The sequence below is a fragment of the Belnapia mucosa genome (genome assembly GCF_016775475.1).
GTDB lineage: Bacteria > Pseudomonadota > Alphaproteobacteria > Acetobacterales > Acetobacteraceae > Belnapia > Belnapia mucosa.
Window position 1 is genome coordinate 1 of the sequence record NZ_JAEUXJ010000036.1, and the last position, 13,780, is coordinate 13,780.

Sequence of the window (13,780 nt, forward strand, 5' to 3'; positions counted from 1 at the left end):
GAGGTGAACAGACACGGGTCATTTCTCGACGAAAACTTCGGCCCCTCCTGGGTCAGCTCTCAGTGCAAATCAACAACGTAGCCCTGCTTCAGCAAGTTGCTCAGCACCGCCCGGGCGGCGGCAGCGGGCAGCTTGTCGGGCGGTGCGGCCAGCCGCAGCGGGTGCGGTGCGGCCTCGGCGAGGATGCGGAGGGCGGTTTTGGAGAGGGCCATGTCAGGGCTCTGGGGCTCGGCACCCGACCAGCCGGGTGCTACTGCCCAGAGCCCCGCTCAGACGCCGGTCGGGGCGGCGCCGGCTCACCATGCGCACACGACTGTTCGCTCCGTTGCCAGAAAATGCCAAGCAGATTGAGCCAACGCTTAACGCTGATGTCGGCGCTCGAACTTGGCCGGAGTACGGCTTACAAATTGAATTTTGGATTGCGGATCGGTAGGCATAGTCACAGCAAATAAGGGGCGGCTAAGCTCCACTGCGACAACCGCGGGACGGGAGTGACGGCGTTATGAAAATCAAGCTGCACCACGTGAACTTCTGCTCGACCGACGTTCCAGCCATGAGCGAGTTCTACCGCGCTGTGCTCGATCTGGAACCTGAACCTTCGCTGCAAGCTGCTCGCGTTACGGCTAGCGGCTATGCCGGAAAGGTAGCCTTCGTCACCGATGGTACGACCCAGCTTCATCTAGCGGAGCGGGACCTCGGGGTCGGCTTCCGTACCAATAACTCAATCAATCCTCTTGAGCGCGGCCATATTGCCTTCCGGACGGACGATCTCGACGCATTCAAACGGCGCCTGACAGAGAAGGGCATACCGTTTTCGGATTACGGCGCATGGGCGATGAACGGCTGGGAGCAAATCTTCTTCCATGACCCAGAGGGTAATGTGGTGGAGGTCCACCAGGACCGATCCTCGAAGGCTGATTGAGCCTCTCCGGCCGAAATCGCTGCTGGTGTCTAAAAGTCGAGATTGGGTGAGCGCCCATCCGATCAGCGGGCTCGATCGGACCTCTGGGATGGCTCGACTCAGTTCGGACCTCGCCTTTCGGAGGGTGGTCCATATCGCCGTGCAGGACATGGATCGTTACGGCAGGGTAGTTGGCCGCGTGTAGGCCGGCTCTGTGGACATTAACGCCGATATGGTCCGTCGCGGCGCTGCCTGGGTTTACCGGCGCTACAGCAACGACACGGCCTTGCAGTAGCTTGAGAAGACGGCCCGAGCCGACCGACGCAGGCTTTGGGCGCTGCCGGAGGCTGAGCACATTCCGCTACGGGAGTGGAGATCAAGGCGCCGCAACTAGCCGGCAACCAGTACGGATTAACCAATCCGGTGCTGGAGGTCTCCGCACTGCTGCGACTGCTGCCTCCCTGCTGCCCAAGGCAGCAACCTCCGGAGTTACTACTTGTCAAACCAGCCTGATTGCGTCGCTTGCTTCCAAGGCTCGAAGCCCGCAGATGCACCCCGCAAGCGCCCGCACTCGGCGCGCCTCGTCGCTCAGGTCACCTGGAGCTGGGGCCCAGCAAATTCCCGGAAGGACACCTACTTTCTCTCAACTGATCGAGCGTGTCGACGCTGGTATCTTTGGCTGCTCGACGCGTCGGAGCCGGGTTGCGTCATCAACGAGATCGTCGCCTACTGCGACAGGGCCGGTTACGACGCTGCGGCGGCTGCGGCTCTCCTGCTGCGTACCTTTTGGGAGCGTGACGAACTCAACTTGGACCTTGGCTGGCCTTCCGTGTTCGTCGGCGAACTGCTCAGTGAGCGGACGATCCTCGAAGTCGCGGCGACGACGACCGCGCGAGGCATTGAGCCTCCGGCAACAATCTGCCTCCCAAATGTCTCGGCTCTTAAGGAACTCTCCCATGGTCGCTAAGCTCGCAGCTTGGGAGCCGCAGTTCCGCACGGAAGGCACACCGTGGTTGAAAATGGTGCTGGATACAGACGAGGCCAAACGGCGGCTGAGCGGCTACGCCTGCGCCGCCGACCACCTTCTCGGCGAGATCCTGCGCTACGGCGCGCTGAGCGACGCGGGGATGATCCGGGATCTCCAAGGCCTATACCGGACCTTTGTCGAGGGCGGCATGTCGGTCGCGCTGCGCCGCGAAATCTACCGCCATGTAGCCGGCTTCCAGCAGCAGTCCGACTTCCTCTCGGCGAACGCCTACCTGCCCTTCATCACCTGCGAGCCCGAGCGCAGCATCTGTTCGACCGCGGTGATCGACTTCGTCAGCACTGTGGCAAGCCCATCAGACGACCCGCTCTCGGCCGTCCGGGACATCGTTAAGATGATTGCCGCCCGCTTCCCATGTAATCCGGGGGCTGCCTTTGGCGGTCTCCTTTACCTTGGCGATCCTCGCGTCTGCCGTCTGCTGTGGCCGCTGAAGGATGAGCTAGACGACGATGAGGCCAATGAGGCCAGTCTGTGCTTCACAGGGATCCTCAGCGCGGCAACCATCGAGTTTCAGCTTGGCTGGCTTGAGGGAATGGAGGGCGACGGCCAGGACCGACGTTTCGGCGTTGTCGCTTCCGGCCTGGCACTGCAGCGCCGCATCATGAAGGTCCCGTTTGTGATGACGGGACAACGCCCTTTTCCTGTGGCTAGTGTGTCACCGGAGGAGCAGATGCGCATGCAGCGCCCAGTCCCGATCGACGAGTACACGGTGAGCATTGCCCCGCGCCTCCTCGCACTGGAGCGGACCGAGCCAGAGCCGAAAGTTATGCCGGAGGTGCTCGCCATCTGGGGTCTCGCGCCGCCCTTGGCGGCTCCGATACGGCACCAGTTTTGAGAGGCATGGTCCAGTCGCCGTGAGCGGCAGTGCATGGTTGCCAGAGACGTGTTCAGCCCGGCCGCAGCAAAATACGCGGGGGCGATATCTGTTACCACCTTTGCACTATGGCGTTCATCCATTGCTCTCCGATTCGGGCAGGACGCACATCTCCTGACGTCCAGAAAACATGATCTCTGAGCCCTGTCGGAGGCTCGGCGCATCCCGTTATGGGGGTGGATGACGGTCAAGTGGGGGCGGTAACGCTCATGCTACCGAAATCACCAAGGTCGTCGCGCGTGAAGCTGATCAGTTAGCCGCCGCAGATTGCGGGCTGGCCGCGTGTCTCAATGCCGGAGCATCGGTCGCGACCTTCTCCAACTGTCATTTCGATGTGGGTAAGAAGCCAAGCGTGGTAAACATGACCCTCGCCCTGACAGGACCGCCACCATGGCCATCGGACTCATCGATAATACGCTAGTCTTTGAGTTTCCCGAGGTGCACCCGGATGCCACGCTACATGTGACTTTTCAGCGCACGCTGCGTGTGCCGGACGACGGACGCGACCACCATCTTCCCCCCGGCCTTGGCTGCTTCCCGTTGCGCACGGTGGATGACCTGCCGCAGGTGCGCATACCGGCCGACTGGCGCCGCCGCGGGGGTGTTGCCATGCCGATGTGGCAGGCGGAGGCTTGCTGGCTCTCGTTCTCCTCGCCGAGCGGCTATCCGTTCGCCCTGAAGATCGCGGCAGGCATGGTGAACGCCGTCAACGGCAAGTTCTGGACCGACGAGCTTGACGTCGTCGACCAGGATTATGTCGAGGTGCCCGGCCAGCCTTGGCTGGACGGCTTCTGCGTGGCCAAGGATACCGTGCGGCAGTTCGTCGCCATGCCGCTCGGCCAAGACTACACAGCCGAGGAGCAGGTTACCGGCAAGACCGAGCATGGCGGGCTGCAGCTCTTGGCCCGGCCGTTGCGGGGTGAGCTGTGGGAGCAACGGAAGGCGGAGTGGGGGACATTTGAGCCGGCGTGTGCCATGCAATGTGAGGCATCGCCGCCAGCGGCGGGAGCCATGGGCTTGGCGCCCGGCGGCAGCATTCGACAGCAGATCAACAAGGCCCAGGAACTCATGGAGGACTGGGAGCCGACGGTCCGCTCACGCTGCTTCGTTCACATTTCGAATTCACTGGCCTGGCGCGCCGCGACTGGCGCGACGCCACCCGCCTCGCCGCCGACGGCCGCCGACTATACCCGGGCTGGCCTGCCCTGGTTCGCCTGGTACGACGATCGGCCGGCGCTGCGCGGCAGCCAGATCCTCGCCAGCCTTGCCTCGGTAAACGCCTTAGAACGGCAGCGCGGGGAGGCGGTGTTGCCGGAGAACGAGGGCTTCGAGCCGCCTGAGCCTGTAAAGTTGAAGCCCAGCCGCAGCCGAGACGTGCGCTCGTCCTTTTGACCGAATATGGGCCAGAGAAGGTCGTCGCTAGGCGCACAGCTGTAGCAGGCTAGTTGGCAATTCAGACTTGCTTTGGATTCGCCCAGCGGCTCAACCCGAGGCCGCTATTGTACATCTCCGCGCCATACCACGGAGTGCGGTCCGACAGAGCCGCATCCGGCTTGCGTTAGACGCCTCGCAACTCGCTGAGGATCCTTTGGATCCTTGGGCGAAGAGCGTTGACGAAGGCGTTGCCCGCCGCTGCAAGCCAGGCGGCGTGTCGAGCTTGCTCTTCGTCGGACCAATCCCCAGGCACACGCAAACGCAACGCGATCCACTTCGAGTGGGGCGCGGTCTCCCCCCACTCCGGCACACTCCCTGGCCACGCCGCACTCAGGATGGCATCGACATCCGGGCGTTCGGCCTCGATCGCCGCGTACAGCCGGGCGCCTGACTCACCGCGGAAGTCCGCGTAGGTCCCGAGGAGATCTAGGGAGCGTGCCCGGTATGCCGTGATCCAGGCATCGGTAGTGCTGAGCTCGTAACGTGCCCACCCGACCCCTTTACGACGTGGCGGCGGCTGGGAAGGGTCATCCAGACGCAACCCACGCACGAACTGCTCCCAAAAGCGCCTGTCAGCTTCGATGGCTGCGGGGTCCCTGCGGCGCACCGGGGCAGGCAGGTCCCCTGGATCAGCGTCAATCTCGGTATCACTATCGGCTGTCTCGCCCAGCCCACCTGCGGCCGGCGCAATCGCATCCACGATGCGCACAACTGTCCGCTCGACTGCAACGGTGCGGGCCAGGACGCGTGGCTGCACGAGCAGCTGACCCCCAGGCAGCTCATATCCCGCCATCTCTACTAGGCCGAAGGCGAACCGCATGCCGGAGTGGCCGTGCATAAACTGGACAATTCCTTCAGTACCCTCACGGATACCGTCGCCGGCGACCAGTAGAAGGAAGCGACCGGACCGAAGGTTGCGCCCCACAGCATCGACAAAAACCGCTTCGTCGACGTCTGGGGCCCGATCGGCGACGAGGTTGAAGAGTGCATTTCCACCCCGGCGCAGCGACCTCGAAACCTCTCGTTGCAGGTCTTCGTAATGCCAGCGGGCAAGCTCCTTAGCATAATCGAGAATTTGCCCAACCACCTCACGGCGCGCCTGCGGATTGCGCCAAAGCTTACATTCGACGATAGTCAGCGCACCGTGCCTGTTGACGAATAACGCGTCCATGGGCCCGGCTGGCGTGGCCAACTCGCGGCAGACCGGGATGGGGTTCGCGTAGGCTGGGTCGATCTCTGCCGCCGGTAAGGCTTCGGGGTGTCGCAACAGGAAATCGCGGAGCCACGCCTCGTTCCGTCCGCTCGAAGCGAGCGGGACGCGCTCGAGTACCATCGGTGGCGCTCCGTCCGCGTCTGTCAAAACGAGTTTTGGGTACATGGGGGAATCCGCATGATCAGGAAAGTTGGCACCGATCCTGCAATCTTCCTCGATGATTGCGGGTAAGTTGATAGAGACGGCATTTCAAGGTCTCGCCTGATAGAAGCGCCTCGGGCTGCACAGAGAGGCAGCCCTGCTCGCTCAGTCCCGCTCTTTCCGAGGGGGTGAAAGGATGGAGCGAGGTGGCAGGCGTTCTACGCCCGAACCGCGACAGCGTTGATCCACCCCTCGTTCTGGCGACCCGGTCTAACGTCAGCAGTAGTCCAAACATCAACCACGGTGACCGAAGCATGTTTTAGGGCTGCTCGCAGGCTCGTTTCCGAGTGATTCATAAACATGCGCGCTCCACGGATGTGTTCCCCTTCACCGACCTTGAATGACATGTACCAGGCGCCCCCGGCCCGTAGTGCAGCGGCGAGTTTCGTAGTAATGGCCGGGAAGTCCGCAGCCGGCACATGCAGCAGCGATGCGCAGGCCCAAATACCGTCGAACTCCTCCCGCCAGGCCACGTCGCCAAAGCGCATGTGCCGGACCTCCGCCCCAGTGCCGAGGCGCTCCCGCGCCAACCGCACCATCTCGGCCGACCCGTCAAACGCGACTACCGAGTACTCCCGTTCCGCAAAGGCCAGCGCGTCGCGCCCGACACCACAGCCCGCGTCGAGAATCCGCCCACCGGGCGGAAGATGCCGAAGGAAGCGGTCGTGCAGCGCCGACATGTCGAGATCGGCGGTGTCGGCTGCAAAGCGCGTGGCATTGCGGTCGTAGTAGCCGATCGTGTCTTCCCCTTCGTCAGACATCAGCCTCTGCACCCACCGGCTCCCACTCATGGATGAGGTGATCGCGCGCGATCTGCTGCCGAACACGCAGGAAGGAAGCCCTCGCTTCGGTATCCACCCCGGTCTGGAGCATGATCGTCTCGCGCAGGGGGTGGTGGCTGTCCGTCAAGTAGTTGTTGCGCTTATGCAGGCGCGCGACCAACCGCGGCGAGGGGACGGCCGCGAACTTGCCGCGCTCGCCGCGGTTACAGCCTCGGCACGCCAGGACGAGGTTCCACACTCCGTCGGCATCCGGCATCTCACCGCGCTCCTTCAGTACCCAAGGGAAGAAGTGATCCACATCGGTCGCCGTGAGCGGCACCTCTGCTTGGCAATAGAAGCAGCACCCCCGCTGATAGCCGTTCAGCGCCGCGCGCACCCGGGTCAGGCTGGTGCGCCGGATCCGGCGGTCCTGCTCGACGAAGAGCAGGTCCTGGGCCGCATCGGCCTGAACCGCGACGCCAGCCCGGGGCAGGTCGAGCTGCCAGGCGGTCTCCACCAGCCGCCAGCGCGCCTCCGCCTCCTCGGCCAGGCCCGTCCCCTGCACGGACGCAGAAAGCCGCGGCAGGTCGTCGGTCAGGCGGATGGCGCCGCCCCCGCCGCCGTTGCCTCCTCTCTCGTCTTCGAAGAAGCGGACCGGGACTGGCCCGCTGCCGACCACATGGAAGGCGTCAATGACGTTGTTGAGCTTAGCCGGGCCGTGGTGCCTACCAGCGCGTCCTCGGACAACTCACCGCGGTTGAAGGCGCAGCAGGCGTCCAGGAACTTGCTCGACTGCAAGGTATCTGCTTGGCGACAAGCTGTAGGTACTCGCCCAAGTACCATGGAAAGGGGGAGGATCAGGCCAAGCCGAGCTGGGACTCGGCCAAGGCGAACGCGCCGTTAGTTACGAATGAACGCAAGTGAGGATGTGCTTACCTCACGCATGTGTCAGAAGCGCTTATTGCTGAATTGCCGAATACTCATCTGGCAAAAATGACGCTGTTCTAGAATTTGAGCGCGATGGGAGAGGCTGCATGTCTGACACGCCGACAGGATCTGACAGTCCAACAGACTTGACTCAATCTATCCAGGACATAGCCCAACCAAGCACCTTCGGGTCCCCTCCGACAGAATCAAGCTTGTTGGATTCATTACAAAATAATCAAGACCATAACGAACTGCAGCTCGACAGGGGAACCGCTAGCCCCGTCAGTCCGGCACTGGTGGGCGATCCCGAACGCGACGCTCAGCACTGGCAGCATCAAGACACTGGCTTCACTTGCGCTATAGTTGCACAATTGGGTATTATTGAGACATTTACCGGGACGGCCGTTACGGAAGCTCAGCTTGTTTATGACGCTACAGTTAATGGTTGGCTGACGGACGCCGGCACTTATCTTCCTGATATGGGTAAGCTTCTGGACAAGTATGGTGTCCCCAACCACACGAAGACGGATGCAACTATTGAGGATCTGGTGGCTGAGCTTGCGGCAGGTCACAGGGTCATCGTAACGATTGACTCGGGTGAACTTTGGGGTGCCGATGGTCCACTCGATCCCCAGATAGCGGACCATGCAATTTGGGTAACGGGGATGGACCTCAGCGATCCTGCCAACCCGAAGGTCATCATCAACGACTCAGGCGACCCGAACGGCGGCGGCAAATCCTACGATCTCAGGCACTTTGCTGACAGTTGGAGCCGAGGCGGCTACGCCTATGTGGCTACTGACCAAGCACCGCCGGACTACCAAATCACCAACGCCGACTTTGACCCGGCTCAGGGCAGAATCCCGGCCCTCACTGAGTACTTTGAAGAGGCGCATCCTGGCTTCGCCAGCCGCGTCGACGCAGCGAACGATTATGGCACATTAGGTGGTCGTCGGTACGGTGCTGATGCTGCATCTCTGCCCCCTGCAAGCAGCCCTCTGGAGGAACTCCAGCAAGCTGATCGAGACGCATTATTCCGAGCAATATGAGAACCGGCATATCCGGCCAGACATGGTTGAGCTCATCTTCTGATGCCGGCACATCGGAGGTCGCTGCCGCGTTTGGCCGCTTGGCCAATGAATTGGGTAACCAGGATGCCGTGTCGCGGATAGCGCCACTGCTCGAGCGCTACAATCTCGGCCTGTTTCGCCTTGTCATCGCAGGCGAGATCAAAAAGGGCAAGTCGTCGATCATCAATGCTCTCCTTGGCGAGCTAAACTTGTTGCCGACAAGCAATCAAATTGCGACGTCAACCGTGTTCAAGATCATGTACGGCGAGCGCAAGACGTACCGGGTGTTTTTCCTCCCTGAAGACCCGGATAGGCCGGAGGACATACAACCGCCCTTGGAGGTCAGCTCGGACCAGGTGGCCGAGTTTGGAACGGAAGATGGCAATCCCGGCAATGCCAAGCGGGTCGATTTTGTGGGTGTCCAGCTGCCGCACCCGCTGCTGAAGTCCGGACTGGCTATTATTGATACTCCGGGGTTGGGCGGCCTTCAAGAAGAGCACGCTGAGATTACTTGGCGCTATGTGCCAAAAGCGGATGCCGTGTTCTTTGTGCTGGATTCTACCGAAGCGCCGATCAGCCGCGAGGAGGTGCATATGCTGAAGCGCTTCCTCAAGATCACGCCGTTCGTGTTTTTCGTTCAGACGAAAACCGACCTCGTTGAAGAGGGAGCTTGGCAGGCCTGGAAAGAGCGAAACCTTGCTATTCTTGGCAGCGCTATAGGTTTGGACTCGCGGAAAACAGTGTACTTTCCTGTCAGTTCGACAATTAAGCACAGAGCGGACTCGAAGCAATCGAGTCGCGATTTTGAGCGGAGCGGCTTTGCTGCGCTCAACAGCTTCCTTCAAGGGCAGCTGATGGCAGCAAAGAGGCGAAGATTAGCTGGAACCCTCTTGCATGCGATCAACGCGGAGGCAGCCGGAATGCGCCGGCGTCTTAACGATGAGCGCCTCGCTTATTCGGCGAAAACTAAGGAGGAACGCGACGTTCTACAGCGTGAGTTCTCTGAGGCGAAGGTGAGGTTCGATTCCTGGCGGGTGGGAACTTACAACCGCATAGCAACCGAGTTCCAGCATGCTCTCAGTGATCTAAAGCGAATGAAAGTCGAATTTCTGCAGGACGAGCTGGATCCATCACCGAACGGCGCGCTGATTAGGCCCGTTATCGATAGGCTACGCGCAGGCGGCACCAAGGCCCGCGACATCGACCAGCAGGCTGGCGAGCTCCTCGCCGGATTGATTGACAGTTGCGCTCGCATCACCCTCGATATTCAGCGGTCCTGTGACGAGGACGTAGCGCGGTTGATTGCGGAGACGTCCGAGCGGGTCGGAAGATCGATTCAAACGGACCTTAGCGACACCCCCGCTCTCCAAAGGGTCTTAGCTCCGTGTTTGGAGATGAGGTCTCTCAACATGCCTTTCAGTCTTTTCGAAGATGCACGTGGCGCCCTGTTCGGCGGAATGGCCGGGTTTGCGATGGTGAACTTAGCCGTTAGTCTCGTGTTCCCACCGCTGAGCCCCTTCTCGATTATGGGCGTCGGCGCGATGAGCTTCGGCACGGTCCTTACCTATTTCCATATGGACGTGCGCCGACGTGAGGAGGCATTGGGGAAGCTGCAGGTTGCGCTTAGCGATGCTTGTCGCGTCTGTCAGCGCAAGGGTAAGAGCGCTCTCGACGAAGCCTTGACAATGGCAGAACGGAAGGCCGGAGCCGCCTTCAAGGAAGCGGTGAAGGCCGTCGAAACGGAGTTAACTCGAAATCTGGAGATCGTTGCCAAAGCACAGAGCGAGAGCAAGCAGCAGGCGCAGGATGAACTGTTACGCCTGGGCAGCTTGCTGAGTAGGACAGACGCGGTGCTGCGAGCCGCTGCTGCCGCCATAGGGTCTCTGGATAGATCCGAGATCGTACACACTGCGCCGTCAGCTACTCTGCCAGCTTAACAGGAAGCAGCGTGATACCTGCTCCAATATTCGGCTACGTTGACCAAAAGGCCGCCCTGCTTAAGTTCGCTGAACAGGTGCCTGCGCTCCTGTTGCGACACCCTTTAACTGCCCACCTTTCGCTGCGCGTCGCAGAACTGGATTTCGCAGAAGCATTGCAGAGCCGGTTCACCGTCGCTGTGGTAGGGCAGATGCGCGTTGGCAAGTCGACATTGCTGAATGCCCTAATAGGGCGTTCCCTAGCGCCCGTTGGTGTAACTGAAACCACCGCTACCGTGAACTGGTTCAGATACGGCGAGGGTGCGATTTGTAATCAGTTTCGGGCACACTGGACGGACGGGAGCACGGAAGACGTTCCGCTCGCACGGGTCGGGGAGTGGCTCGGCCAAGCTGACAATGCCTGGCGCACGCGCGCCCTGGACTTCTTTGCACCGTCGGACTTCTTGCGGGCGTGCAATCTTGTCGATACCCCCGGGACCCGCAGCACGATCGCTGGCCATGAAGAGGCGGTGCAGTCCTTCCTTGCTGAAGTGCTGGAAACCGAGAGTTTGAGGCACGGCGGCCGCGCAGATGCGGTGGTCTACGCGATCAACCCGGTGGCGCGACGGGACGACAGCAATCTGCTGCGGTTGTTTGGAGAACGTACTCGGCTGCCCGGTGCCTCTGCGTACAACAGCATCGCCGTGGTGCAGAAGTGGGAGCACCTGCGCCCGGATCCGATGCAGGAAGCTCAGCGAATGTGCGAGCGCCTCCGGGGGCAATTGGCCGGCAAGGTAGCGGCCGTTCTCCCAGTGAGCGGACTGGTCGGGCTGAGCTGCATTGAGCTCCCCGCGACGGTATGGGATCAGATTGCCCACTTGGCCGCAGGCACTCCACAAGGTGTGCTCGATGAGCTGATGCTCGCCCCGGACTACTTCCGCGATGATGTGAGCGACGCCGTAATTTCGAAGGAGGGGCGGACCGAACTCCTCAGTCAGGTCAGTTGGCCTGTGCTCGCCTTCGCGGTGTGGATGGCGCGTGCTCGCGGCATTGCCTCGGGCGAAGCGCTTCACGAGGCCTTGTGGGATGCCGCCGGCATCGACCGCCTGCGGACGCTGCTCCAGGAGCGGTTCCTGGCCTTGGCTGGCCTGATCCGCGCCGGTGCGGTGCTTAGCAAGGCTCGCGCCCCTTGCGCCACCGCGCTCCTGATGTTGCGGGAAGTGCGCGAGGGGCAGTCGGCGTTGGAGGAGAGAGCGCGCGCGTCCCATGAGATACTCGCGCGCGCCGTTGCCAAGGACAAAGAGTTCGGGCCGGTGCTGGCATACGTGGAAGGCTCGCTCCAGTCGGTGCAGGCCGAGGCACGATTAGCTAAGGAAGTTGAGGAGGAACTCGACGGGATCGTTCACCGGGCGGAGCGCGAGTTCCGTCTGCTGGAGCGCGATGTCGAATGCCTGCGCTGGCTTGACGCTCTCTGGCACGAGGCGGCGCTCGAGGAGTTGGCGCCAGAGGAGCTCATGGAGTTGCGGCGCCTTTTCGGCCAGGCCGGGCCGGAAATCGGCGAGCGGCTCGGCCTCGCAGCATCTCACACCGGTGCCGATGCGCTGGAGGCGGCACTCGGCGCCCTTGAGCGCTGGAGCCGGCGCCAGTGGCGCGTCCGGGGGGAACTCCAATCAGTCCTGGAGCACGCGGTGGAGCGGCTATTGCCGATCATCAACTGGCTCGACGAGAAGCCATGACTGGCGCAACGGCCGCCGCTCGCACGCATTTCTCACCGGTCGTGGAGCGGGCGGATACATGACCCTCACCCTAAGCGCCTTGTTCGACAGCCACGCCAAAGCGGCGCTGGCCGTCCAGGCCCTCGTGTCGGAGGCCGGCGTGAACCGATCGTCCGTGCGGGTCGAGGCAGGCTCAAGCACGAACGGCAGCGCGGCCTCCGACCAAGAAACCAGGGATTTGTTCGCTTCCCTGCGCGGGCTTTTCATCCCCGACCAAGATAAGCACACCTACTTGGAAGGCATGCGCCGCGGCGGGACTCTGGTGGTAGCGCAGGTGGAGAAAGCTCAACTCGACCGTGCTATGGACGTATTGGCAAAGCACGGCGCGGTAGACCTCGACGAGCACGAAGCCACATGGCGGCGTCAGGGCTGGACTGGCGGTAACGCGGCCGTGCGCGAGGACTCATCAGTTCGAAAATGCGCCGCAATAACGGATCTTGTGGCTATCGACTTCGGCACGACGCGGACCAAGCTGGCCTACTTCGACGGCAGCGGCCCGGAGCTGATGCGCTTCGGCGAGCGCGACCTGCCCTATGCGCCGTCGCTGTTCCACCTGCCCGCCGGTGGGGAGCAGATCCACTGGGGCTGGGACGCCGAATTCAAGCTGGACGAGGAGCCGGAAGGCATCGTCGCACAGCTCAAGCAGGTTCTGCGGGAAACCAAAGTGCGGGCCGGCAACCGTCGTTGGGCACCGCCGGCATCACTGCTGGCGGCAATGCTCTCGGACCTCCGCACCCGGGCCGCTGACATAGCAGCGTTCGGCGGGCGCCAGCCTGCGCGCGTCCGGCTTACCCGTCCCGTCCTCTTTGGTCCGGCGGATGAGCGAGTCATGCGGCAAGCCGCCGGGATGGCCGGCTTTACGGAGGTCGAGTTCATCGACGAGCCGGTCGCCGCGGCGCGGGCCTGGGCGGAGGTGGCAGGTACGAAGGCGGGCGTCGAGGCGGTCGTGGTCCTCGACTGCGGCGGTGGCACGGTGGACGGTGTTCTGCTGCGCCGCGACGTGGACGGCAGTTTTCGGACGGCGCCGGAGTGCCCACCATGGGGCGACCTCCGTGTCGGTGGCCGCGTCCTCGACAATGAGCTGCTAAGGCTTGTTAAGGACCTGCTGGAGGACCAAGGCGATGTCGAGGCGGTGGCGGCGATCGATGCTCAGCCGATGCACTACCTCGGCCGAGTGCGGACGATGAAGGAGAGCATCGGCCGGGGCGGCCCGATGCAGGTGCGGATCGGCAACCGAGTGGTGCCGCTGGAGTCTAAGGCAGTCGCGGAGCTCTTCGAGCAGCGCTTCTCGGTCCAAATCTGCGACGGCCTCGCCGGCTACCTGGAAACGGCCAGGGCCAGCTTCCCTAGCTCGGTGACGCCATCAATATTAATGGTGGGCGGGGCCGCTCGGCTCCGGGGTTTTAAGGAGACAGTGGAGCGCCGGCTAGGCTGCCCGACCCTTGGATGGGACCGCTCCGATTACGCTACAGCGCTGGGAGCTGTTCTACCTTCCGCCGATGAAACGCGAGTCAAGGGTCAAGCGCAAGCCGAGGCGAAAACGCGAGCACAGGCGCAAGCCAAGGAAAAAGCGCTAGCCGTAGAAAAAGCGCAAGCCGAGGCGAAAACGCGAGCACAGGCGCAAGCCAAGGAAAAAGCGCTAGCCGTAGAAAAAGCGCAAGCC

General features: G+C 62.3%; 11 protein-coding genes. 7 read left to right on the plus strand and 4 right to left on the minus strand.

The features are described 5' to 3' along the window. Positions 1-59: 59 nt before the first annotated feature. Positions 60-212 (minus strand): hypothetical protein, encoded by a 153-nt coding sequence (locus JMJ55_RS29065; protein WP_202829106.1) that lies wholly within the window; start codon positions 210-212, stop codon positions 60-62. Positions 213-502: 290 nt separating this feature from the next. Here JMJ55_RS29065 and JMJ55_RS29070 point away from each other — a divergent pair, with 290 nt between their 5' ends. From JMJ55_RS29070 to JMJ55_RS29080, 3 genes are all read left to right on the plus strand, one after another. After that, entirely contained in the window at positions 503-922 is a 420-nt protein-coding gene (locus tag JMJ55_RS29070) for a VOC family protein (RefSeq protein ID WP_202829107.1), read from the plus strand. 935 nt (positions 923-1,857) lie between these two features. Beyond that, positions 1,858-2,781: a hypothetical protein gene (locus tag JMJ55_RS29075; RefSeq protein WP_202829108.1), complete on the plus strand. Its 924-nt coding sequence runs from the start codon at positions 1,858-1,860 to the stop codon at positions 2,779-2,781. A 429-nt stretch (positions 2,782-3,210) separates the two neighbouring features. Further along, complete coding sequence (locus tag JMJ55_RS29080; RefSeq protein WP_202829109.1) at positions 3,211-4,212, plus strand: hypothetical protein; 1,002 nt, start codon at positions 3,211-3,213, stop codon at positions 4,210-4,212. Positions 4,213-4,378: 166 nt separating this feature from the next. Here the strand turns inward: JMJ55_RS29080 and JMJ55_RS29085 are convergent, their stop codons facing one another. The 3 genes from JMJ55_RS29085 to JMJ55_RS32000 form a co-directional block, all read right to left on the minus strand. Continuing rightward, positions 4,379-5,587, minus strand: coding sequence for a PDDEXK family nuclease (locus JMJ55_RS29085; protein ID WP_202829110.1), 1,209 nt, complete (start codon positions 5,585-5,587; stop codon positions 4,379-4,381). Positions 5,588-5,826: 239 nt separating this feature from the next. Next, complete coding sequence (locus JMJ55_RS29090) at positions 5,827-6,429, minus strand: class I SAM-dependent methyltransferase (protein WP_202829111.1); 603 nt, start codon at positions 6,427-6,429, stop codon at positions 5,827-5,829. Beyond that, complete coding sequence (locus tag JMJ55_RS32000) at positions 6,422-7,108, minus strand: HNH endonuclease (protein WP_202829112.1); 687 nt, start codon at positions 7,106-7,108, stop codon at positions 6,422-6,424. Before JMJ55_RS32000 ends, JMJ55_RS29090 begins: the two co-directional genes overlap by 8 nt. A gap of 355 nt (positions 7,109-7,463) precedes the next feature. On the opposite strand from JMJ55_RS32000, the gene JMJ55_RS29100 reads away from it, so the two are divergent. The 4 genes from JMJ55_RS29100 to JMJ55_RS29115 form a co-directional block, all read left to right on the plus strand. Continuing rightward, positions 7,464-8,405 (plus strand): C39 family peptidase, encoded by a 942-nt coding sequence (locus JMJ55_RS29100; RefSeq protein ID WP_202829113.1) that lies wholly within the window; start codon positions 7,464-7,466, stop codon positions 8,403-8,405. Next, positions 8,402-10,363: a dynamin family protein gene (locus tag JMJ55_RS29105; RefSeq protein WP_202829114.1), complete on the plus strand. Its 1,962-nt coding sequence runs from the start codon at positions 8,402-8,404 to the stop codon at positions 10,361-10,363. The genes JMJ55_RS29100 and JMJ55_RS29105 overlap by 4 nt, the downstream gene beginning before the upstream one ends. A gap of 11 nt (positions 10,364-10,374) precedes the next feature. After that, entirely contained in the window at positions 10,375-12,078 is a 1,704-nt protein-coding gene (locus JMJ55_RS29110) for a dynamin family protein (protein WP_202829115.1), read from the plus strand. A 58-nt stretch (positions 12,079-12,136) separates the two neighbouring features. Continuing rightward, the coding region (locus JMJ55_RS29115) for an Hsp70 family protein (protein ID WP_202829116.1) at positions 12,137-13,780 on the plus strand (1,644 nt) is incomplete at its 3' end.

What these genes read in the sequence shown, in the direction of transcription:
- JMJ55_RS29105 (WP_202829114.1), top strand. Translation starts at nt 8,402, where the DNA reads ATGAGAACCGGCATATCCGGCCAGACATGGTTGAGCTCATCTTCTGAT.
- JMJ55_RS29100 (WP_202829113.1), top strand. Translation starts at nt 7,464, where the DNA reads ATGTCTGACACGCCGACAGGATCTGACAGTCCAACAGACTTGACTCAA.
- JMJ55_RS29065 (WP_202829106.1), bottom strand. Translation starts at nt 212, where the DNA reads ATGGCCCTCTCCAAAACCGCCCTCCGCATCCTCGCCGAGGCCGCACCG.
- JMJ55_RS29070 (WP_202829107.1), top strand. Translation starts at nt 503, where the DNA reads ATGAAAATCAAGCTGCACCACGTGAACTTCTGCTCGACCGACGTTCCA.
- JMJ55_RS29090 (WP_202829111.1), bottom strand. Translation starts at nt 6,429, where the DNA reads ATGTCTGACGAAGGGGAAGACACGATCGGCTACTACGACCGCAATGCC.
- JMJ55_RS29085 (WP_202829110.1), bottom strand. Translation starts at nt 5,587, where the DNA reads ATGGTACTCGAGCGCGTCCCGCTCGCTTCGAGCGGACGGAACGAGGCG.
- JMJ55_RS29080 (WP_202829109.1), top strand. Translation starts at nt 3,211, where the DNA reads ATGGCCATCGGACTCATCGATAATACGCTAGTCTTTGAGTTTCCCGAG.
- JMJ55_RS29075 (WP_202829108.1), top strand. Translation starts at nt 1,858, where the DNA reads ATGGTCGCTAAGCTCGCAGCTTGGGAGCCGCAGTTCCGCACGGAAGGC.